At 69.4% G+C, this 21821-nt stretch carries 22 protein-coding genes; 20 read left to right on the forward strand and 2 right to left on the reverse strand.

The window, feature by feature from the left end:
- The first annotated feature begins 14 nt into the window (after positions 1-14).
- From queA to secF, 5 genes are all read left to right on the forward strand, one after another.
- Positions 15-1061 (forward strand): tRNA preQ1(34) S-adenosylmethionine ribosyltransferase-isomerase QueA, encoded by a 1047-nt coding sequence (queA, locus tag FEF15_RS06030; RefSeq protein ID WP_163558252.1) that lies wholly within the window; start codon positions 15-17, stop codon positions 1059-1061.
- A gap of 32 nt (positions 1062-1093) precedes the next feature.
- Positions 1094-2212: a tRNA guanosine(34) transglycosylase Tgt gene (gene tgt, locus FEF15_RS06035; protein WP_205598486.1), complete on the forward strand. Its 1119-nt coding sequence runs from the start codon at positions 1094-1096 to the stop codon at positions 2210-2212.
- A gap of 90 nt (positions 2213-2302) precedes the next feature.
- Positions 2303-2629: a preprotein translocase subunit YajC gene (gene yajC, locus FEF15_RS06040; RefSeq protein ID WP_163558254.1), complete on the forward strand. Its 327-nt coding sequence runs from the start codon at positions 2303-2305 to the stop codon at positions 2627-2629.
- A 152-nt stretch (positions 2630-2781) separates the two neighbouring features.
- Positions 2782-4632, forward strand: a complete 1851-nt coding sequence (secD, locus tag FEF15_RS06045; protein ID WP_163558255.1) for a protein translocase subunit SecD — start codon at positions 2782-2784, stop codon at positions 4630-4632.
- A 9-nt stretch (positions 4633-4641) separates the two neighbouring features.
- Positions 4642-5568, forward strand: a complete 927-nt coding sequence (gene secF / locus FEF15_RS06050) for a protein translocase subunit SecF (RefSeq protein WP_163558256.1) — start codon at positions 4642-4644, stop codon at positions 5566-5568.
- A gap of 98 nt (positions 5569-5666) precedes the next feature.
- Here the strand turns inward: secF and FEF15_RS06055 are convergent, their stop codons facing one another.
- Positions 5667-6461 carry an inositol monophosphatase family protein gene (locus FEF15_RS06055; protein ID WP_163558257.1) on the reverse strand — a complete coding sequence of 265 codons (795 nt, stop codon included), beginning with the start codon at positions 6459-6461 and terminating at the stop codon, positions 5667-5669.
- A gap of 182 nt (positions 6462-6643) precedes the next feature.
- Here FEF15_RS06055 and trmJ point away from each other — a divergent pair, with 182 nt between their 5' ends.
- The 15 genes from trmJ (at position 6644) to FEF15_RS06130 (ending at position 20826) form a co-directional block, all read left to right on the forward strand.
- Positions 6644-7408: a tRNA (cytosine(32)/uridine(32)-2'-O)-methyltransferase TrmJ gene (gene trmJ / locus FEF15_RS06060; RefSeq protein WP_163558258.1), complete on the forward strand. Its 765-nt coding sequence runs from the start codon at positions 6644-6646 to the stop codon at positions 7406-7408.
- A 40-nt stretch (positions 7409-7448) separates the two neighbouring features.
- On the forward strand, positions 7449-8393 hold the full coding sequence (gene cysE, locus FEF15_RS06065; RefSeq protein ID WP_276208196.1) for a serine O-acetyltransferase: 945 nt from the start codon (positions 7449-7451) through the stop codon (positions 8391-8393).
- Between the two features lie 86 nt (positions 8394-8479).
- Positions 8480-8950 (forward strand): Fe-S cluster assembly transcriptional regulator IscR, encoded by a 471-nt coding sequence (gene iscR / locus FEF15_RS06070; protein ID WP_163558259.1) that lies wholly within the window; start codon positions 8480-8482, stop codon positions 8948-8950.
- Positions 8951-8995: 45 nt separating this feature from the next.
- On the forward strand, positions 8996-10144 hold the full coding sequence (locus tag FEF15_RS06075) for an aminotransferase class V-fold PLP-dependent enzyme (protein WP_163558260.1): 1149 nt from the start codon (positions 8996-8998) through the stop codon (positions 10142-10144).
- Positions 10145-10175: 31 nt separating this feature from the next.
- Positions 10176-10502 (forward strand): iron-sulfur cluster assembly accessory protein, encoded by a 327-nt coding sequence (locus FEF15_RS06080; RefSeq protein WP_163558261.1) that lies wholly within the window; start codon positions 10176-10178, stop codon positions 10500-10502.
- A 208-nt stretch (positions 10503-10710) separates the two neighbouring features.
- Positions 10711-11139, forward strand: coding sequence for a nucleoside-diphosphate kinase (ndk, locus tag FEF15_RS06085; protein WP_163558262.1), 429 nt, complete (start codon positions 10711-10713; stop codon positions 11137-11139).
- Between the two features lie 72 nt (positions 11140-11211).
- Positions 11212-12339 carry a 23S rRNA (adenine(2503)-C(2))-methyltransferase RlmN gene (rlmN, locus tag FEF15_RS06090; protein ID WP_163558263.1) on the forward strand — a complete coding sequence of 376 codons (1128 nt, stop codon included), beginning with the start codon at positions 11212-11214 and terminating at the stop codon, positions 12337-12339.
- A gap of 131 nt (positions 12340-12470) precedes the next feature.
- On the forward strand, positions 12471-13184 hold the full coding sequence (gene pilW, locus FEF15_RS06095) for a type IV pilus biogenesis/stability protein PilW (RefSeq protein WP_163558264.1): 714 nt from the start codon (positions 12471-12473) through the stop codon (positions 13182-13184).
- Positions 13185-13213: 29 nt separating this feature from the next.
- Positions 13214-14293 carry a RodZ domain-containing protein gene (locus FEF15_RS06100; RefSeq protein ID WP_163558265.1) on the forward strand — a complete coding sequence of 360 codons (1080 nt, stop codon included), beginning with the start codon at positions 13214-13216 and terminating at the stop codon, positions 14291-14293.
- 10 nt (positions 14294-14303) lie between these two features.
- Complete coding sequence (ispG, locus tag FEF15_RS06105; RefSeq protein ID WP_163558266.1) at positions 14304-15419, forward strand: flavodoxin-dependent (E)-4-hydroxy-3-methylbut-2-enyl-diphosphate synthase; 1116 nt, start codon at positions 14304-14306, stop codon at positions 15417-15419.
- A 25-nt stretch (positions 15420-15444) separates the two neighbouring features.
- Positions 15445-16767 carry a histidine--tRNA ligase gene (gene hisS, locus FEF15_RS06110; RefSeq protein ID WP_276208197.1) on the forward strand — a complete coding sequence of 441 codons (1323 nt, stop codon included), beginning with the start codon at positions 15445-15447 and terminating at the stop codon, positions 16765-16767.
- A 67-nt stretch (positions 16768-16834) separates the two neighbouring features.
- On the forward strand, positions 16835-17494 hold the full coding sequence (locus FEF15_RS06115) for a tetratricopeptide repeat protein (protein ID WP_163558267.1): 660 nt from the start codon (positions 16835-16837) through the stop codon (positions 17492-17494).
- On the forward strand, positions 17491-18648 hold the full coding sequence (bamB, locus tag FEF15_RS06120) for an outer membrane protein assembly factor BamB (RefSeq protein WP_163558268.1): 1158 nt from the start codon (positions 17491-17493) through the stop codon (positions 18646-18648). The genes FEF15_RS06115 and bamB overlap by 4 nt, the downstream gene beginning before the upstream one ends.
- The gene (gene der, locus FEF15_RS06125) at positions 18645-20048 is read left to right on the forward strand and encodes a ribosome biogenesis GTPase Der (protein ID WP_163558269.1); all 1404 of its coding nucleotides are present in this window, start codon (positions 18645-18647) and stop codon (positions 20046-20048) included. The genes bamB and der overlap by 4 nt, the downstream gene beginning before the upstream one ends.
- Positions 20049-20208: 160 nt before the next feature.
- Positions 20209-20826 (forward strand): hypothetical protein, encoded by a 618-nt coding sequence (locus FEF15_RS06130; protein ID WP_163558270.1) that lies wholly within the window; start codon positions 20209-20211, stop codon positions 20824-20826.
- Here FEF15_RS06130 and FEF15_RS06135 read toward each other — a convergent pair whose 3' ends face one another.
- Positions 20827-21696 carry an ATP-binding protein gene (locus FEF15_RS06135; RefSeq protein WP_163558271.1) on the reverse strand — a complete coding sequence of 290 codons (870 nt, stop codon included), beginning with the start codon at positions 21694-21696 and terminating at the stop codon, positions 20827-20829.
- Between the last annotated feature and the right edge of the window lie 125 nt (positions 21697-21821).

Here is a 21821-nt window from a genome sequence, read left to right on the forward strand (position 1 = left end):
GAGTCCCGAACCGCATGCAGCGTGCCGATTTCCACTACGAGCTTCCCGAGGAGCTGATCGCCCGTTATCCCTCCGAGCAGCGCAGCGATTGCCGCCTGCTGTGCGTCGACGGCGCCAGCGGCGCTCTCGACCACCGCCGCTTCCCCGACCTGCTCGACCTGCTCGCGCCCGGCGATCTGCTGGTGTTCAACGACACCCGGGTGATTCCCGCCCGCCTGCACGGCCACAAGAAGAGCGGCGGCCGGGTGGAGCTGCTGCTCGAGCGCCCCCTGGACGCCCACCGCGGCCTGGCCCACCTGCGCTCCAGCAAGTCGCCCAAGCCCGGCACCGAGCTCCTCTTCGAGGGGGATGTTCGCGCGGTGGTGGAAGGGCGTGAAGGGGCGCTGTTCCAAGTGCGCTTCCTGGGCGAGACGCCGCTCGTCCAGCTGCTCGAACGGCACGGCCACATGCCGCTGCCGCCCTATATCGACCGCGAGGACGAGCTCGCCGACCGCGAGCGCTATCAAACCGTCTACGCGCGGCGCGACGGCGCCGTGGCCGCCCCCACCGCCGGGCTGCACTTCGACGAGCCGCTGCTCGCCGCGCTGGCCGCCAAGGGCGTGGAGAGCGCCTTCGTCACCCTCCACGTGGGCGCCGGCACCTTCCAGCCGGTGCGCGTCGACGACATCCGCGAGCATACGATGCACAGCGAGTGGATCGAGGTCACCCCCGAGGTGTGCGAGCAGGTGCAGGCCGCCCGGGCACGCGGCAACCGCGTGGTGGCGGTGGGCACCACCAGCGTGCGCTGCCTGGAGAGCGCCTGTGCGGCGAGTCCCGACGGGGCGATCGCGCCCTTCACCGGCGAGACCGACATCTTCATCTACCCGGGGTATCAGTGGCGCTGCGTCGATGCCCTGATCACCAACTTCCACCTGCCGGAGTCGACCCTGCTGATGCTGGTGTCGTCCTTCGCCGGCTTCGATACCACCATGGCCGCCTACCGGGAGGCGGTCGAGGCACGCTATCGCTTCTTCAGTTACGGCGACGCCATGTTTCTGACGCGCCAGCCGATGTCCGCCTGATCCCAGAGAGCCCCATGCGCAACGACTGCTTCATGACCTTCGAGCACCTGGCCAGCGACGGCCGGGCCCGCCGCGGCCGCCTCACCTTCCCGCGCGGTACGGTGGAGACCCCCGCCTTCATGCCGGTGGGCACCTACGGCACCGTCAAGGGCATGACGCCCGCCATGGTCGAGACGATTGGCGCCGAGATCATCCTCGGCAACACCTTCCATCTGTGGCTGCGCCCGGGCACCGAGGTGATCGAGGCCCACGGCGACCTGCACGACTTCGCCCAGTGGGAGAAGCCCATCCTCACCGACTCCGGCGGGTTCCAGGTCTTCTCGCTGGGCGACATCCGCAAGATCACCGAAGAGGGCGTGCACTTTCGCTCGCCGGTGGACGGCGCCAAGGTCTTCATGGGCCCCGAGGAGTCCATGGCCGTGCAGCGGGCGCTAGGCTCCGACGTGGTGATGATCTTCGACGAGTGCACCCCCTACCCCGCCGACTTCGCCACGGCCGCGGCCTCCATGGAGCTGTCGTTGCGCTGGGCCAGGCGCTCGCGCGACGCCCACGGCGCCTCGCCCTCGGCGCTGTTCGGCATCATCCAGGGCGGCATGCACCCCGAGCTTCGCGAGCGCTCGCTGAAGGGTCTGCTCGACATCGGCTTCGACGGCCTGGCCATCGGCGGGCTCTCGGTGGGCGAGCCCAAGGAGGAGATGATCCGGGTGCTCGACTACCTCCCCACCTGGATGCCGCCGGAGTCCCCGCGCTACCTGATGGGGGTCGGCAAGCCCGAGGACCTGGTCGAGGGGGTGCGTCGCGGCATCGACATGTTCGACTGCGTGATGCCCACCCGCAATGCCCGCAACAGCCACCTCTTCACCGCGGAAGGCACGGTGAAGATCCGCAACGCCAAGCACCGCCATGACACCCGCCCGCTGGAAGCCGATTGCGACTGCTACACCTGCCAGCACTTCTCACGCGCCTACCTGCACCACCTGGATCGCTGCAACGAGATGCTCGGCGCCATGCTCAACACCATCCACAACCTGCGCCATTACCAGCGCCTGATGGCCGGTTTGCGCGGTGCCATCGAAGCGGGTACATTGGCGAACTTCGTGGAAGGCTTCTATGCGCAGCGCGGCCTGCCAGTTCCTCCCGCACCGAATTGATCCCCAGCCGGCGGCGACCCGCAAGGCCACGCGCGCCGGCTAATGCCATCTTTCACCCGTCTTGTCACACACCCAGGAGACCCCTTCACCATGCTGGACTTCTTCATCTCGCCGGCCTATGCCCAGGATGCCCCCGCCGGTGGCGGCATCGCCCAGATCGTCATGCTGGTCGGCTTCGTTCTGATTTTCTACTTCCTGCTCTGGCGCCCCCAGTCCAAGCGTGCCAAGCAGCACAAGGAGCTGGTCAGCGGCCTCTCCAAGGGTGACGAAGTGGTTATCGGCGGCGGCCTCGTGGGGCGCATCACCAAGGTCAGCGACGAGTTCATCAGCATGGAGATCGCCGACAACACCGAGGTCAACGTGCAGAAGAGCGCCGTGGCGGCCGTGCTGCCCAAGGGCACCATCAAGTCCATCTGATCCGACGACGCTTCGCCCGACACCCCGGCCTGTGCGGGGGCCTCGCGGCGAGAGTCGTGCCACGCCCGATGCCCCGCCGTGCCCGCCACCGGGGCATCGTGCCGTGCCGACGCCCCTTCGTCCCCCTTTCTGCAACCTAGGGCAGGGCTCCCATGCTCAACCGTTACCCTCTGTGGAAGTATCTGCTGATCCTCGTCGTGCTGCTCCTCGGCCTGGTCTACTCGCTGCCCAACCTCTTCCCCGAAGACCCCGCAGTGCAGATCAGCAGCGAGCGCGGCGACAGCACCGTCGCGGGCGAACGTCTGACGCGCCTCGAGCAAACCCTGCGCGATGCCGGCATCGCCATCAAGGCCGTGGAACGCGAGGAGAGCCGCGTCCTCATCCGCCTGGAAGACGACGACGACCAGTTGCGCGCCCGCGACCTGATCGCCGAGCGGCTGGGCGATGACTTCGTGGTCGCCCTCAACCTCGCCGAGTCGACCCCGGGGTGGCTGGAGGCGTTGTCCGCCTCGCCGATGACGCTGGGCCTCGACCTGCGCGGTGGCGTTCACTTCCTGCTGGAAGTGGACATGGACGCCGCCGTGGAGCAGCGCCTCGAGGTCAATGCCAGCGCCATCCGCGAGCAGCTGCGCGGCGAGCGCCTGCGCTATCGCGACACCCAGATCGAGGATCGCACCCTCACCCTCACCTTCGCCAGCGAAGAGGATCGTGACACCGCGCGCAGCCTGATCAGCCGCGACTTTCCCGACTTCGACTACGCCAGCGAAGAGGAGGGACGCGCCGCCCTGCTGGTCATGACGCTCACCGACCAGGCAGTCACCGAGATCCAGGACTACGCCATCGAGCAGAACCTGACCACCCTGCGCAACCGCGTCAACGAACTGGGCGTGGCCGAGCCCCTGGTGCAGCGCCAGGGCCCCGACCGCATCGTGGTCGAGCTGCCCGGCGTGCAGGACACCGTCGCCGCCAAGCGCGTGGTGGGCGCCACCGCCAACCTGGAATTCCGCCTCGAGGCACGGCCGGACACGCCGGACAGCGAGACCCAGACGTTCCCGTTCCGCAACGACCCGAACCGCACCGCCGACCTGATGCGCGACGTCATCATCACCGGAGACAGCGTGTCCAGCGCCAACCGCAGCTTCGACGAGAACGGCCGCCCCCAGGTCAACATCGACCTCGACGGCACCGGCGGCACCCTGATGAACCGCGCCACGCGCACCAACATCGGGCGCAACATGGCGGTGCTGTTCATCGAGCACAAGACCCGCGAGCGCACCGTGCTCGAGGACGGCGAGGAGGTCACCGTCCGCGAGCCCTACACCGAGCGCGGCATCATCAGCCTGGCCACCATCCAGAGCGCGCTGGGCAACAGCTTCCGCATCACCGGACTCGACTCGCCCACCGAGGCCGCGGAACTCGCCCTGCTGCTGCGCTCCGGCTCGCTCGCCGCGCCCATCTACTTCGCCCAGGAGCGCACCATCGGTCCGAGCCTTGGCGCCGAGAACATCGAGCGCGGCGTGATGTCCGTGCAGATCGGCCTGCTGCTGGTGGTGGCCTTCATGCTGGTGCGCTACAAGGTATTCGGCATCTTCGCCAACCTGGCGCTGGCCTTGAACCTGACCCTGCTGGTGGCCGCCATGTCGCTGCTCGGCGCCACCCTGACGCTGCCCGGCATCGCCGGCATCGTGCTCACCCTGGGCATGGCAGTGGACGCCAACGTGCTGATCTTCGAGCGCATCCGCGAGGAGCTGCGCACCGGGCTCTCGGTGCAGCAGGCCATCCACGCCGGCTACGAGCGCGCCTTCAGCTCGATCATCGACGCCAACATCACCACCCTGCTGGTGGCGGTGATCCTGTTCTCGATCGGCACCGGGCCGGTCAAGGGCTTCGCCGTGACCCTGTCGCTGGGGATCATCACCTCGCTGTTCACCGCCCTGATGGTGACCCGCGCCATGGTGAACCTCGCCTACGGCGGCAAGCCGGTCAAGAAGCTCTGGATTTAAGAGGTGACAATGAAGACCCTCATCAATCGACAGTTCGACTTCATGGGCAAGCGGCGGATCGCCTTCGCGATCTCCGCGGCGCTGCTCCTGATCTCGATCGCCTCGCTCCTCGTCCAGCAGCTCAACCTGGGCCTCGACTTCACCGGCGGCACCCTGGTGGAAGTGGCCTACAATACGGCGCCGTCGCTGGACGCGGTGCGCCAGACGCTGGAGGGTGCCGGTTTCCGCGACGTCTCGGTGCAGACCTTCGGCGCCTCCACCGAGGTGCTGATCCGCCTCCAGCAGGCCTTCGACCCCGACGTGGGCGAGCAGGTGGTGGAGCTGCTGCGCCGCCAGGGCGAGAGCGTGGAACTGGTGCGCGCCGAGTTCGTGGGCGCCCAAGTGGGCGACCAGCTGCGCGACCAGAGCGGCATGGGCCTGCTGGTGGCGTTGGGCATCGTGATGCTTTACGTCGCCTTCCGCTTCCAGTACAAGTTCGCCATCGGCGCCCTGCTCGCGCTGGTGCATGACGTGATCATCGTGGTCGGCGTCTTCTCGCTGTTCCAGTTCGACTTCGACCTCACGGTGCTCGCCGCACTGCTGGCGGTGATCGGCTACTCGCTCAACGACACCATCGTGGTCTACGACCGCATCCGCGAGAACATCCGCAAGTCGCGCATCGACGACATGCCGACCATCTTCAACGAAGCGATCAATGCCACCCTGTCGCGCACCCTGGCGACCTCCGGCACCACCCTGCTGGTGCTGCTGGCCCTGTTGCTGCTCGGCGGCGACATGATCCACTACTTCTCCGTGGCCCTGATCCTCGGCATCGTGGTGGGCACCTTCTCCTCCATCTACGTCGCTGCGGCGCTGCTGATCGCGGTCAAGCTGGGACGCGAGGACCTGATTCCGCCCAAGAAGGAGGCGGACGAGGAGGAAGAGCAGCTACCCTGACAACTGGAAGCTGGAAGCGACCCTGAACTGAAATCGCCCCCGCAGCATAGCGCTGCGGGGGCGGTTTTTCTTCCAGCTTCCAGCTTAAAGCTGATGGCTTAAAAGTGCGGCTTGAGCTGCTGCACCAGCGCCTTGTAGAGCCGCGGCCCAGCGGCCATGAGCCGGCCCTCGACCGCGGCGGCGGGCTGGCCGTCGGGGGTGCCCATCAGCGCACCGCTCTCCTTGAGCAACAGGCTGCCCACATGCAGGTCCTGCTCCTCCAGGCCCAGCACGAAGGCGGCATCCACGCGCCCCGCGGCGAGCTCGGCGAGGTCGAGCAGCCCGCTGCCCGAGGCGCGCAACAACTCCACCTGAGGGCCGAGCTGCTGCACCAGGGTCAGGTAGCCGGGCAGATGACGGGCGCGCAGCCAGGTCTCCGGCAGGCTCATGGCGATGCGCGTCCCGCCCACGGCGGTGGGCTGGGAAACGCGGATGCGCTTGCCGTTGAGCTGGGCGCCCCGGCCGCGGCTGGCCAGGTACTCGTCGTCGCTGAAGGGGCAGATCACCACCGCATGTTCCGGGCGGCCCTTGACCAGGCAGACGACGGAGAGCGCGAAGCCGGGGGCGGCCACGCGAAGGTTGGAGTAGCCGTGGAAGGGTTCGATGCACCACAGCACGTCGCGCCCTTCCCCTTCCCCCGCGCGGTGCGGGGTGTAGCGGCCGACCACCCCGTGCTGGGGGTAGCCGCGGGAGAGCTGGCGGGTGATCAGCGCCTCGGCGTTGCGCGCAGCCTCTTCGAGGGTGCGCTGGAGGTTGTGCTCTTCGTTGGCATTCTCGATTCGCTCGCGAATGCGCAGAAACTGTTCGGCGGCGCTGCGCGAGGCGCGCAGCGCAAATTGGACCATCGGATGCATGATCGGGCCTTGGAACTCGGTGATGTTAAAGAACGGGGGCGAAAGAACGGTCGGCTCGCGTGGAGCCGGTGGCCGCGAATCCTAGCAGACCCGGACCGATAGCGCCACGCACCCGGGCCGCGCGGTCGCTCCGCATGCTAGACTCTGGGCCCTTCGTGTCATCCGCCCCAGGGAAACCCACCATGCTCGAGCGCATCCGCATCGTCCTGATTGGCACCAGTCACCCCGGCAACATCGGGGCCACCGCCCGCGCCATGCACAACATGGGGCTGGCCGACCTGGCGCTGGTGGCGCCACGCTGCGAGCCGCTCACCGCCGACAGCATCTCGCGCGCCTCGGGCGCTGACCACCTGGTGCACACCGCCCGCGTGCACGAGAGCCTGGAGGCGGCGGTCGCCGACTGCACCCTGGCGGTGGGCGCCAGCGCCCGCTCGCGGACCCTGCCCTGGCCGATGATCACGCCCCGCGAGCTGGGGGAGCGCCTGCCCACCGAGCTGGCCGGCGAAGGCGCCCGGGTGGCGCTGGTGCTCGGCCGTGAGGACAGCGGCCTGACCAACGCCGAGCTGCAGCGCTGCCACGCCCATGTGCACATCCCCACCAACCCGGACTTCAGCTCGCTCAACCTGGCCGCGGCGGTGCAGGTACTGGCCTACGAGTGCCGCCTGGCCTGGCAGGCGCACCACGAAGCGCCGGGCGGGGCCGAGGCGGAGTCCGGTCCGCCGCTGGCCAGCCACGAGGAGCTCGAGCGCTATTTCGCCCATCTCGAGCGTACCCTGATCGCCATCGGCTTCCACGACCCGGCCACCCCGCGCCAGCTGATGGCGCGACTGCGCCGCTTCACCCTGCGCGCCCGCCCCGAGCGCCTGGAGCTCAACATCCTGCGCGGCATCCTCACCGCCACCGAGCAGCAGGCTGCCCGTGCCGGGCAGGACGACGGAACCGAGTGAGCCGCCGACCGCTTGAAGCCCGCCGCCGCCGCCCCCAATAATGAGGGATGACTTCCCGGTGGCCGCCGCCGATCGTCCGCCACCCTGGCTATCCAAGGACCCCCGCATGTTTCAACGCCTTCGCGAGGACATCAACAGCGTATTCGCCCGCGACCCGGCGGCACGCAACTTCCTGGAAGTGCTGACCAACTACCCGGGCCTGCACGCCCTGCTGATCCATCGCCTCAACCACTGGCTGTGGCGCAAGAATCTCAAGTGGCTGGCACGCACCCTCTCCACCTTCGCCCGCTGGCTGACCGGCATCGAGATCCACCCCGGGGCGACCATCGGCCGGCGCTTCTTCATCGACCACGGCATGGGCGTGGTGATCGGCGAGACTGCCGAGGTCGGCGATGACGTCACCCTCTATCAGAGCGTCACCCTGGGTGGCACCAGCTGGCACAAGGGCAAGCGCCACCCCACCCTCGAGGATGGCGTCATCGTGGGTGCCGGGGCCAAGATACTGGGCCCCTTCACGGTGGGTGCCGGGGCCAAGATCGGCTCCAACGCCGTGGTCACCAAGGAGGTGCCGGCCGGTGCCACGGTGGTGGGCATTCCCGGCAAGATCGTCAAGCGCGACGAGCCGGATACCGCCGAGGCGCTGGCCGTGGACCCCAAACGGCGCGAGGCCATGCGCCGCAAGTTCGGCTTCGACGCCTACGGCGTCAGCGAGGACATGCCCGACCCGGTGGCGCGTTCCATCCAGGCGATGCTCGACCACATGCACGCCGTGGACGAGCGCATCGAGCGCATGTGCCACACCCTGCGCAAGCTCGACGCCGGCTACCGCGACGGCCGCCTGCCCGAGCTGCGCGACGAGGACTTCGCCGAGATCCTGGCCGACGTGGAGAGCTGCTGCGGACCGACCCACCGCGAGCGCGACGACGACCCGGCCCGCGACACGCGCGACGAGACGCCGCACGGCGGTACCGGCGGGAATGGTTGACCCCCGCGCTGGGTCTTTCCATAATGGCGGCTCGACTCGGCGGCCCGCCGCCGAGGGTCGCCCGCGATGCGTTTGCCGAGCCCGCCATGCGCCTGACCACCAAGGGACGCTACGCCGTCACCGCCATGCTCGACCTGGCCCTGCATGCCGACCGGGGGCCGATCAGCCTGGCCGATATTTCCCGCCGCCAGGAGATTTCGCTGCCCTACCTGGAGCAACTCTTCGCACGCCTGCGGCGTGCCGCCTTGGTGAAGAGCGTGCGCGGCCCCGGCGGGGGCTACCTGCTGGCCGCCCCGGCCGAGGAGATTTCCGTATCGCGGGTCATCGATGCCGTCGACGAGTCGGTGGACGCTACACGCTGCCAGGGGCTCTCCGACTGCCAGCAGGGCAACACCTGCCTGACCCACCACCTGTGGTGCGACCTCTCCGACCAGATCCGCGGCTTCCTCGACGGCATCACCCTGGGGCAGCTGGTTACGCGCGGCGACGTGCAGCGCATTGCCGCCCGCCAGCGAGACCGCCAAGGCGATGATACCATCGCCTCGACCTCGCCCTGAGGTCGTCACGACCGCGACCCACAGCATGGAGACGTCCGCGAGCCCATGAGCGCCCTCGTCTATCTCGACTACGCCGCCACCACGCCGGTTGACCCGCGCGTCGCCGAGGCGATGAGCCGTCACCTCACCCTGGACGGTATCTTCGCCAATCCCGCCTCGCGCAGCCATATGCTCGGCTGGCAGGCGGAGCAGGCGGTGGAGAGCGCACGTCGCCAGGTGGCCGATGCCATCGGCGCCGACCCGCGCGAGATCGTCTGGACGAGCGGCGCCACCGAGGCCGACAACCTGGCGCTGATCGGCTTTTTGCGCGCCAATCGCGCCCGCGGCCGTCACCTGGTGACCTCCCGCGTCGAACACAAGGCGGTGGTGGATACCGCCACGGCGCTGGAGGCCGAGGGCTTCGAGGTCACCTGGCTCACCCCGGGGCGCGACGGCCGGGTCACCCCCGCACAGCTGCGTGAGGCGCTGCGCGAGGACACCGTACTGGTCTCGCTGATGGCGGTGAACAACGAGCTGGGGGCCGTCCACGACCTGGCTGCACTCGCCGAGGTCGCCCACGCCGGCGGTGCCGCCTTCCACGTCGACGCCGCCCAGGCCGTGGGGCGCATCCCGCTCGACGTCACCCGGCAGGGCATCGACTTGCTCTCGCTCTCCGGCCACAAGGTGTACGGCCCCAAGGGCATCGGCGCGCTCTACGTGCGGCGCAGTCCCGACATCCGGGTGGAGGCGCTGATCCACGGCGGCGGGCACGAGCGCGGCATGCGCTCCGGCACCCTGCCCACCCACCAGATCGTCGGCATGGGCGAGGCCTTCGCCCTGGCTGCCGCCGAGGGCGAGTCCGACCAGGGGCGCATCACTGCCCTGCGCGACCGCCTGCTCGAAGGCCTTGCCGACATCGACGGCGTCCACCGCAACACCGACATCGCGGTGGCCGTCCCCAACATCCTCAACCTGGCCTTCGAGGGCGTGGACGGGGAATCGCTGCTCATGGCGCTGCGCAATGTCGCCCTGTCCACCGGCTCGGCCTGCAACTCGGCGAGCGTCGAGCCGTCCTACGTATTGAAGGGCATCGGCGTGCCGCGCCGACTGGCGCTCGCCTCGTTGCGCTTCAGCTTCGGGCGTTTCACCACCGAGGCCGATATCGACCAGGCGCTGTCGGCGCTTCGCCACGCCCTCACCGGCCTGCGGCGCTAGCCGCTCCATCCACCCTTGCAGGAGAACCACCATGGCGCACCTTTCGATCACCGATGCCGCCGCCGAGCAGATCCGCCAGGTGCTCGAGGAGCGCGGCCACGGCCTGGGCCTGCGGGTCTCGGTCAAGCCCAGCGGCTGCTCCGGCTACAGCTACGTGCTCGACTTCGCCGACGAGGCGGCCAATGACGACGTGGCCTTCGAGGAGCGCGGCGTGACCGTCTATGTAGCCCCCGACGCCCTGGAAATGCTCGACGGCAGCGAGGTCGACTACGTCAACGAAGGGTTGAACCGCTTCTTCCGCTTCAACAACCCCAACGTCAAGGACCAGTGCGGCTGCGGCGAGAGCTTCAGTGTCTGACCCCCGTCACCGCGTCACTGTCCGATTGTTCAACGCCCGCCGGGGGCGTTATACTCTGCGCCCACTGCATTTGCGCTGAACCGTCTGCGCTGGTCTGGCGACCGACGCCAACGCATCTTCTTTCGAAGCGCCGCGCCTGCCGACTCCGCGCGAGTCCCGGCAAGGCGTGGCGCTATCCTCATCTGCACCGCCCACGGAGACTACGCCCATGGCAACCGAACGCACCCTGTCCATCATCAAGCCCGACGCCGTCGCCAAGAACGTGATCGGCGAGATCGAGAGCCGCTTCGAGAAGGGCGGCCTGGCCATCGTTGCCGCCAAGATGCTGCACCTGAGCCGCGAGCAGGCCGAAGGCTTCTACGCCGAGCACAAGGAGCGCCCCTTCTTCAACGACCTCGTCGGCTTCATGACCTCCGGACCGGTGGTGGTGCAGGTGCTGGAAGGCGACAACGCCATTGCCCAGAACCGCGAGCTGATGGGCGCCACCAACCCCAAGGAAGCCGCGCCGGGCACCATCCGCGCCGACTTCGCCGAGACCATCGATGCCAACGCCGTGCACGGCTCCGACTCGCCCGAGTCCGCGGCCCGCGAGATCGCCTACTTCTTCCAGGAGAGCGAGATCTGCCCCCGCGGCTGATTCCCGTTGGCAGCGACTCTGCCTTGCGGGGGCGTCGGCCCCCGCATCCAGCCCAACCCCAAGCGTGACGCCATGACCGCCGATACCGCCCCCCAGAAGACCAACCTGCTCGGCCTGTCTCGCGAGGCGATGGAAGCCTTCTTCCTCGACCTCGGCGAGAAGAAATTCCGCGCCGCCCAGGTGATGAAGTGGATTCACCACGAGGGATGTGACGACTTCGCGGCCATGACCAACCTCTCCAAGGCGCTGCGCGAGCGCCTCGCCGAGGTGGCCGAGATCCGCGGCCCCGGGGTCGTCTACGAGGGCACCTCCAGCGACGGCACCCGCAAGTGGGTGCTGGAGGTCGAGGACGGCAGCTACGTCGAGACGGTGCTGATCCCCGCAGACAACGGCAAGCGGCGCACCCTGTGCGTGTCGTCGCAGGTGGGCTGCTCGCTCGACTGCAGCTTCTGCTCCACCGGCAAGCAGGGCTTCCAGCGCAACCTCACCGCCGCCGAGATCATCGGCCAGGTATGGGTGGCCCAGCGCAGCGTCGGACCGCGCAAGGACACCGCCAACCGCCCGGTGACCAACGTGGTGATGATGGGCATGGGCGAGCCGCTGATGAACTACGACAACGTCGTGCCGGCCATGAAGCTGATGCTCGACGACAACGGTTACGGGCTCTCCAAGCGCCGCGTCACCCTCTCCACCTCCGGGGTGGTGCCGATGCTCGACAAGCTCGGCGACGAGCTCGACGTGAGTCTGGCCATCTCGCTGCACGCCGCCAACGATGAACTTCGCAACGAGCTGGTGCCGCTCAACCGCAAGTACAATATCCGTACCCTGCTCGACGCCTGCCAGCGCTACCTGGCCAAGTGCGACGACACCCGCATGATCACCGTCGAGTACACCCTGATCAAGGACGTCAACGACCAGCAGGCACACGCCCGCGAGCTCGCCGACCTGCTGAACGAGCTGCCCTGCAAGATCAACCTCATTCCGTTCAACCCGTTCCCCCACTCGGGGTACGAGAAGCCGTCGCGCAACCAGGCCATGCGCTTCCAGCAGTGGCTCTATGAGCTCGGGTACACGGCGCCGATCCGCACCACCCGCGGCGACGACATCGACGCCGCCTGCGGCCAGCTGGTGGGCCGGGTCAAGGATCGCACCCGCCGTCACGAGCGCTACATCCGCTCGATCCAGATCGACGCCGACTGACCCGTGCCCGCCTTGACTTCAACTCGGCACGGCGCTTTGATGGACAGGTTTTTCGCCAGGGTCGGCCGGCATTGCAACCTCAGCGCCGCCGCCCGCTGACCCCCTTGAGATGCACCCTTGAAGAGGATGCCATGACGCGTCGCCCCTCCCCGCCACCTCGCCGCCAGACCCTGCACCTCGCGGCACTCCTGGTCGGGTCGCTGTGGCTGGGCGGCTGTGCGGGCCTGGACGAGCGCAGCGCGGGGGGTGACGCCGAGGCGGCCGAGGCCTACACCCGACTGGGGGTGGCCTACCTCGAGCGCAACAACCTTCCGCGGGCCATGTCGGCCCTGGATCGTGCCCTGGAGCATGCGCCCTCCTCTCCCGAGGCACTCCAGGCCATGGCCGTGGTCTACCAGCGCCAGGGCGAGGCCGAGCTGGCCGAGGAGGCCTTCCAGCGCGCCCTGAACGCCGACCCCGACCTGACCCGGGCGCGCAACAACTACGCCGCCTTCCTGTACGGCCAGGGGCGTACCGCCGAGGCGTGCGAGCAGCTCGAGCGCGCCGTCCAGGACTCCCAGTACGCCCGCCGTGCCCAGCTGTTCGCCAACCTGGGCCGCTGCCACCGCGAGCAGGGCGATGTCCGCGCCGCCCGCGCGAACTTCGAGCGGGCCCAGAGCCTCGACCCGCGCTACGCCGAGAGCTACCTGCGCCTGGCCGAGCTGGAGCTGGCCCAGGGCAATCCCGTGCAGGCGCAGCGCCAGCTGGAGCGCTACGTGCAGCTGGTCGGCGAGACCGCCGAGGCCCGGGCCCTGGCGCGAGACATTGCTGCCGACGCGGCGCCCCGAGACCCAGGCGCCCTCTGAACAACGTTTATCACGAAGGATGCTCAGCCATGAGCGACACCCACTACAACGATGCCGCCGATCTCGCATCCCAGGCCTCTCCTGGCGAGCAGCTCAAGCGCGAGCGCGAGTCGCAGGGCCTGAGCCGCGACGACGTCGCCACCGCGCTCAACCTGCGTCCCGCCGTGGTCGTGGGCCTGGAGGAGGACCGCTACGACGAGGTGCCCATCGCCGCCTACCGTCGCGGCTACCTGCGCGCCTACGCCCGCCTGCTGGGCATCGAGGAGCGCCCAATCCTCGACGCCTATACCCAGCGCTTCGGCCACGAAGAGCCGGCCCAGCACACCACGCCGGTGCAGGTCACCAAGCCGCCGTCGCGGCTCGGCGCCTGGCTGTTCAAGCTCGTCACCCTGCTGGTGATCGCCGGCCTCATCGGTCTCACCCTGATGTGGTGGCAGAGCCGCGGCGGCAGCGAGCCGCCGGATGTCGGCGACAATAGCCCCGTCTCGGTAGACGGCCTCGACGGCACGCCCTCGGTGGTCGAGTCGTCCGTCGACGAAGGCCTGCCGCCGCTCCCCGAGGAGGGCGTCGAAACCCTGGGCGGCGAAGCCGCCGCCGAGCCGGATGCGCCCGCGGCGCCGCCGGCCAGCGACGAGGCGGCTGACTCGGCCACCAACGAGGCGCAGCCGGCCAGCGCCCCGTCGGACGAGGCGACACCGGACACCCAGGCCGTCGACACCGCCCCCGCCGAGGAGGCCGCGCCGAGCGACGCCGCCGGCCTGGCCGCGACCGAGCCCGCCGCGGAGACCGAGACGCCCGAGCCGGCCCCCGCCGAAGCGACGGAGGCCGACGAGCCCGCCCCCGAGGCGACCGCCGCCGAAGCCGACCCGCGCGTGCTCTCCTTCACCTTCAACCAACAGTCCTGGACCGAGGTGTTCGATGCCAGCGAGGAGCGCATCTTCGTCGGCCTGCAGGAACCCGGCACCAGCGCGCGCGTCGAAGGCGAACCACCCTTTCGCCTGACCGTGGGCAACGCCACCGGCGTCGAGCTGGTCTGGCGCGGCGAGGCCGTGGACCTCGGCGCCCGCGCCGGCGCCAACAACGTCGCCCGCTTCACCCTGGGAGAATGATTCCGTCGCCATGCACGCACAATCCCCCATCGTTCGCCGCCAGTCGCGCCAGATCCATGTCGGTTCCGTACCGGTAGGGGGCAACGCGCCCATCTCCGTGCAGAGCATGACCAACACCGACACCCTGGACGTGGCCGCGACCGTGGCGCAGATCCGTCAGCTTCAGGCCGCCGGGGCCGACATCGTGCGCGTCTCGGTACCCGACATGGACGCCGCCGAGGCCTTCGGGCGCATCAAACGGGAAGTGACGGTACCCCTGGTCGCCGACATCCACTTCGACTACAAGATCGCCCTGCGCGTCGCCGAGCTCGGCGTCGACTGCCTGCGCATCAACCCCGGCAACATCGGCAAGGAAGAGCGCGTGCGCGCCGTGGTCAGCGCCGCCCGCGACAACGGCATCCCCATCCGCATCGGCGTCAACGCCGGCTCGCTGGAGAAGGACCTGCAGAAGAAGTACGGCGAGCCCACCCCCGCGGCCCTGGTCGAGTCCGCCATGCGCCACATCGACCACCTCGACCGCCTCGACTTCCCCGACTTCAAGGTCAGCGTCAAGGCGTCGGACGTCTTCATGGCGGTGGCGGCCTATCGCGACCTGGCCACGCGCATCGAGCAGCCCCTGCACCTCGGCATCACCGAGGCGGGCGGGCTGCGCTCGGGGACAGTCAAGTCGTCGATTGGCCTGGGCATGCTGCTGATGGACGGCATCGGCGACACCATCCGCGTGTCGCTGGCCGCCGACCCGGTCGAGGAGGTCAAGGTCGGCTTCGACATGCTCAAGAGCCTGCGCCTGCGCAGCAAGGGCATCAACTTCATCGCCTGCCCCAGCTGCTCGCGCCAGAACTTCGACGTCATCGGCACCATGAACGCCCTCGAGGAGCGTCTCGAGGACATCATGACGCCGCTCGACGTCTCGGTGATTGGCTGCGTGGTCAATGGCCCCGGCGAGGCGAAGGAGAGCGACATCGGCCTGACCGGCGGCAGCCCTGCCAACCTCGTCTACCTCGACGGCAAGCCCGCCTCCAAGCTGCGCAACGACCACTTGGTCGACGACCTCGAGCGGCTGATCCGCGACAAGGTGCGCGAGAAGGAGCAGGCCGACCAGGACGTGATCGCCCGCGGCAAGTAGCCCGGACGACGACAAGGAGCCAGCATTGAGCCAGTCCCAAGCAACCAACCGATCGCCAGCCAAGAAGCTCCAGGCCATCCGTGGCATGAACGACCTGCTACCGGGCCAGTCGGCCCACTGGCAGTACGTCGAGGGCCTCGTCGCCTCGCTGATGCAGCGTTACGGCTATGCCGAGATTCGCACGCCCATTCTCGAGCAGACGGCGCTGTTCGCCCGCTCCATCGGCGAGGTCACCGACATCGTCGAGAAGGAGATGTACACCTTCGCCGACCGCAACGGCGACAGCCTCACCCTGCGCCCCGAGGGCACGGCGAGCTGCGTGCGCGCCGCCATGGAGCACGGTCTGCTGCACAACCAGACCCAGCGCCTGTGGTATCAGGGGCCGATGTTTCGCCACGAGCGCCCCCAGAAAGGGCGCTACCGGCAGTTCCACCAGTTCGGCGTGGAGGCCTTCGGCCTGGAGGGCCCGGACATCGACGCCGAGGTGATCCTGCTCTCGGCGCGCCTGTGGCAGGAGCTGGGCCTGGCCAAGCACGTCACCCTGGAACTCAACTCCCTGGGGTCCAGCGAGGCCCGGGCTGCCTACCGCGAGCGGCTGGTGGCCTACTTCGAGGCGCACTACGACGTGCTCGACGAGGACTCGCGGCGGCGCCTGGCCAGCAACCCGCTGCGCATCCTCGACTCCAAGAACCCCGACATGGCCGCCATGCTGGCCGATGCCCCGCGGCTCATGGACCACCTCGACGCCGAATCCCGCGCCCACTTCGAGGGGCTCACCGCCCGCCTCGCGGCCGCCGGCATCGACTACGTGATCAATCCGCGCCTGGTGCGCGGGCTCGACTACTACGGACGCACCGTCTTCGAGTGGACCACCACGGCGCTGGGCAGCCAGGGCACGGTGTGCGCCGGCGGGCGCTACGATGGCCTGGTGGAGCAACTGGGCGGCAAGCCGACCCCGGCGGTGGGCTTCGCCCTGGGCGTGGAGCGCCTGATCCTGCTGCTCGAGACCCTCGAGCTGATCCCCCCCCGCGCCAGCGACGCCCTCGACGTCTACCTGGTCCCCCTCGACGAAAGCGCCGAGGCGCCGGCGATGCTGCTCGCCGAAGAGCTGCGTGGCGCGCTGCCCGCCCTGCGCCTGCAGCTGCACTGCGGCGGCGGCAGCTTCAAGAGCCGCATGAAGAAAGCCGACAGAAGCGGGGCTCGCCTGGCGCTGCTGCTCGGCGAGGACGAATTGCGCGAGCAGCGGGTGGCCGTCAAGTTCCTGCGCGAGGCGCGCGACCAGCAGAACCTGCCGCGCGAGACGCTGGCCACCTGCCTGCCCGAGTGGCTGGCCGACGCGCCCGCCTGACCGGCCGCGCGCCGCGAGATGCCGTAGCCCACGGCGCACCCCATAGCCGCAGTCAAAGGAGACCCCCGTGGCGGAGCTGAGAACCGAAGAAGAACAGCTGGAAGCGCTCAAGCGCTGGTGGAAGGAGAACGGCCTGGCGCTGGTCGCCGGGGTGGCCCTCGCCATCGCCGGCGTGGTGGGCTGGAATGCCTGGCAGAGCTATCAGGAGAACCAAGCCGCCGCCGCCTCGATGCGCTACCAGCAGCTGGTCAACCTCGCCGGGGTCGACGACCTCGAGCTCGCCAACCTCGAGGAGGCCCGTGCCCTCGCCCAGGAGATCGTCGCCGAGCACGACGACCGCCTCTATGCTGACCTGGCGCGGCTGATCGAGGCGCGCCTGGCCGTGCAGCAGGACGACCTCGACGGCGCCCGTGCCGCCCTGCAGGCGGTGATCGACGCCGACCGTCACCCCTTCTTGCCGGGGCTGGCGCGGCTGCGCCTGGCGCGTCTCGAGCTCGCCGCCGGTGACGCCGACGCGGCCCTGGCCACCCTGGAATCCGGCATTCCCGAGGCGCTCGCCGCCCAGCGCGCCAACGTGCGCGGCGACGCCTATGCGGCACTGGAGCGCCGCGACGAGGCCCGCAACGCCTGGCGCGAGGCCATGGCACTGGCAGAGGAACGCGACCAGCCGCTGTTCGGCGTGGAGCTCAAGCTCGATAACCTCGGCATGGAAGAGGCCACCCTATGATTCGCACCAAGACACCCCTCGTTCTCGTCGCCACCCTGGCCGCCGCCCTGCTCGCCGGCTGTGCCAGCCAGCCGGAATCCGGCCTCACCGCCAAGGAGCTGCGCGATTTCGACGCCAGCACCGCGCTGCACACTGACTGGAGCCAAGGCGTGGGCGACGGCCTGGGCCGCGCCCGCTACCCCATTGCCCCGGCACTGGACGGCGATACCCTCTTCGCTGCCGATGCCCGCGGCCGGGTGATGGCCTTCGACGCCAACAGCGGCAGCCGCCGCTGGCAGACCGAACTCGAGGTCGGCGTCTCCAGCGGCCTCACCGCCGTGGCGGAGCGTGTCTATCTGGGCACGCGCAACGGCGAGGTGCTCTCCCTCGACCAGACAAACGGCGAGGTCGAGTGGCGGGCGCGGGTGGCCAGCGAAGTGCTCGCGGCCCCGCAGCCCACCAACCAGCTGCTCGTGGTCCAGAGCGTCGACGGCACCGTCACCGCCCTGGACCGCGCGAGCGGCGACGAGCGCTGGGTGCACAGCGCCACCGAGCCCGCCCTGACGCTGCGCGGCACCGGCACCCCCACGGTGATCGACCCGGTCACCTTCGTGGGTCTGGCCAGCGGACGCCTGGCCACGCTGGACAACCGCAGCGGCCAGCCGGTCTGGGAGCGACGCATCGCCGTGCCCCAGGGGCGTAGCGAGATCGAGCGGCTGGTCGACCTGGACGGCCAGCCGGTGCTCACCCCCGATGGCCGCCTCTTCGTCACCAGCTACAACGGTCGCCTGGTCGCCCTGGAAGCGACCAGCGGCGAGCTGCAGTGGGAGCGTGAGCTCTCCAGCTACCTGACGCCGGTGCTGGTGGGCGACCGCCTCTTCGTGGTCGACGAGGCCAGCCACGTCATCGCTCTGGATGCCGACAGCGGCGCCGAGCTGTGGCGCAACAACGCTCTGGAAGGGCGCTGGCTGTCCGCCCCGGCCTTCGCCGACGGCAACCTGGTGGTCGGCGATTTCGAGGGCTACCTGCACCTGATCGACACCCAGAGCGGCAACTTCACCGCCCGCACGCGGATCGACCGCTCCGGCATCAGCGTGCGCCCGCTCACCGACTACCGCCGCATCTACGTGCTGGCCGACGACGGCCATCTCGAGGCCCTGGAAATCCGCGAATGACACCCGTGATCGCCCTGGTCGGCCGCCCCAATGTGGGCAAGTCGACCCTGTTCAACCGCCTGACGCGCACCCGGGACGCCCTGGTGGCCGACTTTCCGGGGCTCACCCGCGACCGCAAGTACGGCAACGGGCTGCTGGGCGGCAAGGCCTACACGGTGATCGACACCGGCGGCATCAGCGGCGACGAGGAGGGCATCGACGCCGCCATGGCCGAGCAATCGCTGGCGGCGATCGACGAGGCCGACATCGTGCTCTTCATGGTCGACGCCCGCGCCGGCCTGCACGTGGCCGACGAGGCCATCGCCAACCACCTGCGCGTCAACCAGAAGAAGACCTGGCTCGTCGTCAACAAGACCGACGGTCTCGAGGAGCACGGCGCCATGGCCGAGTTCTGGGAGCTCGGCCTGGGCGAGCCGCATCCCATTGCCGCGGCCCACGGGCGCAACGTCACGGCGGTGATCGAAACGGTGCTGGCGCCCTTCCCGGAGCGCGACGAGAGCATTCCCGCCGATACCGGCAGCAAAGGCATCCGCATCGGGGTGATCGGCCGGCCCAACGTGGGCAAGTCGACCCTGGTCAACCGCCTGCTCGGCGAGGAGCGGGTGGTGGTATTCGACGAGGCCGGCACCACCCGCGACGCCATCGAGATCCCCTTCGAGCGGCGCGGCAAGCCCTACGTGCTGGTCGATACCGCCGGGGTGCGGCGGCGCAAGAACGTCCGCGAGGTGGCCGAGAAGTTCTCCATCATCAAGACCCTCGAGGCGATCAAAGAGTGTCACGTCGCCGTCATGGTGCTCGACGCGCGCAGCGGGCTGGTCGAGCAGGACCTGCACCTGCTCGACTACGTGCTCACCACCGGGCGCGCCCTGGTGCTCGCCGTCAACAAGTGGGACGGCCTGGAGCAGGAAGCCAAGGAGAAGATGCGCGCCGAGATCAAGCGCCGCTTGGGCTTCGCCGACTACGCCGACCTGCACTTCATCTCGGCGCTGCACGGCACCGGCGTGGGCGACCTCTACCCGTCCATCGAGCGTGCCTTCGCCTCGGCCAACGCCCACTGGTCGACCAACCGCCTCACCACCCTGCTGCAGGACGCCGTCGGCCAGCACCCGCCGCCGCTGATCCACGGCCGGCGCATCAAGCTGCGCATGGCCCACCAGGGCGGCAGCAACCCGCCGATCATCGTCGTCCACGGCAACCAGACCGACGCCCTGCCCGAGGCCTACAAGCGCTACCTGACCAACACCTTCCGCAAGGTGCTCAAGGTCAAGGGGACGCCGATCCGTTTCGAGTTCCGCTCGGGCAAGAACCCCTACGACCCGCTGGCCGGCGCCAGCGACCGCGAAATGGCCAAGCAGCGCGAGCTGGGCCGCACCCGCGAAGCGCGCAGCAAACGACGCTGACGTCGCCCGGCGGCGACACCCCGCGTCGCCGCCCGTCCACTCTCGACGCCTGGGCGATTCTCCTCGATAGTACGCACGGCCGGTGCTCTGGCGCCGGCCGTGCCGTACCGGCCACGCCGGAAAAACCCGCCGCAACCCCCTACGCCTGTCGAGAGTCGCCATGTCCCGCTTGTCCCTGCACCACGCACGTCGCCTGCTTCCCTGGTCGCTGGCCCTGCTGCTCACCGGTTGTCTGGCCCTGCCCCAGACCGGCCTGTTCGCCTTCCGCCTCGCCGTCACCTCGCTGGGCGTCGAGGAGGTACGCATCGGCCCCTATGCGGTGGATGCCCGCCTCGACACCAGCGACCTCATGTCGCTGGCGCTCTCGAGCCTCGGCGCCGGCAGCCTGCCGGTGCAGGCCACCCTGGCGCTGGGCCTGGGCCTGCCCACCGGCATGCCGGCGGTGGAGATGGCCGGCTTTCGCTGGACCCTCGACGTGCCCGGCGCCGAGCCGGTCAGCGGCGACTACGAGGAGGAGGTCACCCTGACCTCGGCGGACGACGCCACGTTGCGCCTGCCGGTGGCCTTCGATGTGCTGGGTGCCGACCGCGACCGCCTGGCCCCGATGGTGGAGCTGGCCACCCAGCTGGCCCGACGCGGCGAGCTGCCGGCCGGCAGCGAGCTGGCCATCACCCCCGGAGACCTGCGCGGGCTGGGCGTGACCCTGCCCGCCGGGCTGTTCACCCCCACCATCCGCCTCAATGTGGGCGAGGATGGCACGCTGCGCCCGCAGCGCTGATCAGCGCGTCTCGGCCAGCCGGCGCCGCCCCACCCACTGGCAGGCGAACTGCCAGGCGCCGCGGCCGCTGCGCCCGCCGCGCAGGGTAGCGAAGCGGATCGCCTCGGCGCGCGCCTCGGCGTTCCAGTCGTGGGCGTGGCCGAGCTGGGTCACCCAGTGGCAGCACGCCTCCAGGTAGGTGTCCTGGTTGAAGGGGTAGAAGCCCAGCCACAGCCCGAAGCGGTCGGAGAGCGAGATCTTCTCCTCCACGGCGTCGCCGTGGTGCAGCTCGTCGCCGACCAACTGCGAGGCCTGGTTGTCGTCCAGCGATTCGGGCAGCAGATGGCGGCGGTTCGAGGTTGCGTAGAGCAGGACGTTCTCCGGCGGGCCGGTCAGGGCCCCGTCGAGCACGCTCTTGAGCGCCTTGTAGGCGTCGTCGTGGCCCTCGAAGGAGAGATCGTCGCAGTAGACCACGAAACGCCGCTCGTAGCGGCGCAGCTGCGAGACCAGCAGCGGCAGGCTGCCGAGGTCGTGGCGGTCGACCTGCACCAGGCGCAGCCCCTCCGGGGCCAGGCTGTTGAGCAGGGCGCGGATCAGCGACGACTTGCCGCTGCCCCGCGAACCCCACAGCAGGGCGTGGTTGGCCGGCAGGCCTGCCAGGAAGGCACGCGTATTGTCGATCAGCGCCAGCTTCTGGCGCTCAATGCCCAACAGGTCGTCCAGCGCCAGGGCGTCGCGCGGCGGCACCGGCAGCAGGTGGCCGCCCAGGGTGTGGCGCTGCCACAGCGCGGCCACGTCGCGCGACCAGTCGACCTCCTGGGGTGCCGGCGGCAGCCAGTGCTCCACGCGATCCAGCAGGCGGGTCAGACGGCGGGTGAGTTCGGCATCCATGGCTTTCTCCTTGTCCGTATCGGCGGTTGACCTGGCAGGCGTTCCGGGTATCTTGTGGCGAACCTCGATGCCCGTCCAGAGTCTCTGTTCCAGGTCATAGTGAACTGGAATCGATAGGAGCCCCT

The organism is Halomonas sp. NO4 (assembly GCF_010994375.1).
GTDB lineage: Bacteria > Pseudomonadota > Gammaproteobacteria > Pseudomonadales > Halomonadaceae > Halomonas.

Coding starts and splice junctions, on each gene's coding strand:
- queA (WP_163558252.1), top strand. CDS start 15: ATGCAGCGTGCCGATTTCCACTACGAGCTTCCCGAGGAGCTGATCGCC.
- tgt (WP_205598486.1), top strand. CDS start 1,094: ATGACCTTCGAGCACCTGGCCAGCGACGGCCGGGCCCGCCGCGGCCGC.
- yajC (WP_163558254.1), top strand. CDS start 2,303: ATGCTGGACTTCTTCATCTCGCCGGCCTATGCCCAGGATGCCCCCGCC.
- secD (WP_163558255.1), top strand. CDS start 2,782: ATGCTCAACCGTTACCCTCTGTGGAAGTATCTGCTGATCCTCGTCGTG.
- secF (WP_163558256.1), top strand. CDS start 4,642: ATGAAGACCCTCATCAATCGACAGTTCGACTTCATGGGCAAGCGGCGG.
- FEF15_RS06055 (WP_163558257.1), bottom strand. CDS start 6,461: ATGCATCCGATGGTCCAATTTGCGCTGCGCGCCTCGCGCAGCGCCGCC.
- trmJ (WP_163558258.1), top strand. CDS start 6,644: ATGCTCGAGCGCATCCGCATCGTCCTGATTGGCACCAGTCACCCCGGC.
- cysE (WP_276208196.1), top strand. CDS start 7,449: ATGAGGGATGACTTCCCGGTGGCCGCCGCCGATCGTCCGCCACCCTGG.
- iscR (WP_163558259.1), top strand. CDS start 8,480: ATGCGCCTGACCACCAAGGGACGCTACGCCGTCACCGCCATGCTCGAC.
- FEF15_RS06075 (WP_163558260.1), top strand. CDS start 8,996: ATGAGCGCCCTCGTCTATCTCGACTACGCCGCCACCACGCCGGTTGAC.
- FEF15_RS06080 (WP_163558261.1), top strand. CDS start 10,176: ATGGCGCACCTTTCGATCACCGATGCCGCCGCCGAGCAGATCCGCCAG.
- ndk (WP_163558262.1), top strand. CDS start 10,711: ATGGCAACCGAACGCACCCTGTCCATCATCAAGCCCGACGCCGTCGCC.
- rlmN (WP_163558263.1), top strand. CDS start 11,212: ATGACCGCCGATACCGCCCCCCAGAAGACCAACCTGCTCGGCCTGTCT.
- pilW (WP_163558264.1), top strand. CDS start 12,471: ATGACGCGTCGCCCCTCCCCGCCACCTCGCCGCCAGACCCTGCACCTC.
- FEF15_RS06100 (WP_163558265.1), top strand. CDS start 13,214: ATGAGCGACACCCACTACAACGATGCCGCCGATCTCGCATCCCAGGCC.
- ispG (WP_163558266.1), top strand. CDS start 14,304: ATGCACGCACAATCCCCCATCGTTCGCCGCCAGTCGCGCCAGATCCAT.
- bamB (WP_163558268.1), top strand. CDS start 17,491: ATGATTCGCACCAAGACACCCCTCGTTCTCGTCGCCACCCTGGCCGCC.
- der (WP_163558269.1), top strand. CDS start 18,645: ATGACACCCGTGATCGCCCTGGTCGGCCGCCCCAATGTGGGCAAGTCG.
- FEF15_RS06130 (WP_163558270.1), top strand. CDS start 20,209: ATGTCCCGCTTGTCCCTGCACCACGCACGTCGCCTGCTTCCCTGGTCG.
- FEF15_RS06135 (WP_163558271.1), bottom strand. CDS start 21,696: ATGGATGCCGAACTCACCCGCCGTCTGACCCGCCTGCTGGATCGCGTG.